Raw genomic sequence first — 1815 nt, 5'->3', positions numbered from 1 at the left:
TCCAGACTCGACGAATTTTTGGTTGAAGTCCTAATCTCTGTTCATCTTGACACCACACTTCTATGTCTGCTTGTGGGTACTTAGGGCTTGCTGAAAAAACCTGAAACTATTACAGGTAAAGACTTTGGCTGGTTTCAATGCTCATCGTGTGCGGACTGGTGAGCTAAAATCAGTCAAAAGCCCTGCATAGCATCACTTCTGTAATGTACCGAACAGTTGACCCAACCCCAAGCCAGCCGTCCAACTTTGAGTTCCCCTTCGAGGGGAAATTGTCAGAGGATAATCGTTGGGTAATCATGGAAAAACTAATTCCCTGGTCAGAATTTGAAGTAGAATATGCCAAAAATTTCACCTGTTCAACGGGAGCGCCCGCCAAATCGTTTCGTATGGCCTTGGGGGCATTAATAATCAAAGAAAGATTAGGAACTAGCGACGCCGAAACAGTAGAACAAATAAGAGAAAACCCATACCTACAATACTTCCTAGGTATGAGTGGTTATAGTAATGAAGCACCATTCGACTCATCCATGTTCGTTTATTTTCGGCAAAGAATAGGTGTCAACCTAGTCAATAAAATCAATGAAAAAATGGTCAAAAACCAGACTGAAGTGCAAGGAGAGGAAGTAGAAAAAAAGTCATCAGACCTAAGTGAGCCTAAGAATCAAGGAAAATTAATATTAGACGCAACCTGCGCGCCAGCCGACATTAAATATCCGACGGACTTAGGACTATTAAATCAAGCAAGAGAACATACAGAAAAAATCATAGATGCTCTACATAATAAAAATCAGTCACCCGTAAAAAAAAACCAAGAACTTATCGAAACAAAGCCAGAAAAGAATACTTAACTCTAGCCAAAAACCGGAAACCATTACGAAAAAAACGAAGAAAAACGATTAAAAAACAACTCCAATATATCAAAAGAAATTTAGCTAATATCGAGGGAATGGGTCAGCTACAGTTGCTAAGTAAATCTGACTATAAAAAGCTGCTAGTAGTCACAGAAGTCTACCGTCAACAGTTATCGATGTATGAAAAGAAAGAACAGAGGATTGAGGACAGAATAGTAAGTTTAACGCAACCACATATCCGCCCCATCGTCAGAGGAAAAGCCGGGAAATCCGTTGAAATTGGGGCAAAATTGTCAGCGAGTTGTCGTAACGGCTACGTATTTTTAGACCGAATTAGTTGGGATAATTTCAATGAATCTTTAGACTTACAAGCACAAGTAGAAGAATTCAAACGATTCACTGGATTCTCTCCAGAATCAATTCATGTAGATCGCATATATCGAACGCAGTTAAATCGAGCGTGGTGCAAAGAAAGAGGAATTAGAATGAGTGGCGTTCCTCTAGGAAGACCCCCTAAAAATATCAGCAAATCAAAGAAGAAACAAGCTCAGTCTGACGAAAGAATTCGTAACTCAATAGAGGGAAAATTTGGAGAAGCTAAAAGAAGATTCAGCCTCGGTAGAGTTATGGCTAAACTTTCTAATACTTCTGAAACAAGCATCGCCATAACTTTTTTAGTGATGAATCTTTCTGGCCTGCTACGGCAGGCTTTTTGGCTTTTTTTCTTTCTATTTCACAACAAAAACCTTTATTCAGGTTTTCTGCCTTTAAAAATTAGCAAGGATTATGTTTCATCCAACAAAGATGAGGAAAATTTATATTGTTCAGATAATAGCAAATTCACTCATCTTTCTAAGGGCTGTTTTGTGACTTTTTCAGCAAGCCCTACTTACTTTGAAGCTTTGCTAACTCTTGATAGAGTTTTTTTTCCACTGAGGAAGTTGTTGTGAAAAGTCACTATCAC

At 38.7% G+C, this 1815-nt stretch carries 1 protein-coding gene; it reads left to right on the top strand.

The genetic code is table 11. The features are described from left to right. Positions 1-203: 203 nt before the first annotated feature. Positions 204-1801, top strand: a protein-coding gene (locus QUB63_RS34910) for an IS5 family transposase (protein ID WP_442921902.1) whose coding sequence is annotated in 2 segments (ribosomal slippage) — positions 204-798 and positions 798-1801 — 1599 coding nt in all. Because the reading frame shifts where the segments join, the coding sequence is not laid out codon by codon here. Positions 1802-1815 lie beyond the last annotated feature (14 nt).

The organism is Microcoleus sp. ARI1-B5 (genome assembly GCF_036705795.1).
GTDB lineage: Bacteria > Cyanobacteriota > Cyanobacteriia > Cyanobacteriales > Microcoleaceae > Microcoleus.
This window is presented reverse-complemented; position numbering and strand designations above follow the sequence as displayed.